Raw genomic sequence first — 319 nt, forward strand, 5'->3', positions numbered from 1 at the left:
AGCTTGTGCTCAAGGATTCGCTCAAGGAACTTGATGTGCTTAAGCTTTCACTCAAGGATGAACTTGTACTCAAGGATTCACTCAAGGAACTTGATGTGCTTAGGCTTTCGCTTAAGGATGAACTTGTACTCAAGGATTCACTCAAGCTGCTTGATGTGCTTAGGCTTTCGCTTAAGGATGAGCTTGTGCTCAAGGATTCACTCAACGAACTTGATGTACTTAAGCTTTCACTCAAGGAGGAGCTTGTACTCAAGGATTCACTCAACGAACTTGATGTACTTAAGCTTTCACTTAGTGAGGAACTTGTACTCAAGGATTC

General features: G+C 42.3%; 1 protein-coding gene. It reads left to right on the forward strand.

From position 1 onward, the window contains the following. Window positions 1-319, forward strand: a 319-nt coding sequence (locus OZJ21_RS09750; protein ID WP_442916323.1) for a hypothetical protein, incomplete at both ends; no start/stop codon positions are given.

Source organism: Ligilactobacillus sp. UO.C109 (assembly GCF_026847815.1).
GTDB lineage: Bacteria > Bacillota > Bacilli > Lactobacillales > Lactobacillaceae > Ligilactobacillus > Ligilactobacillus salivarius.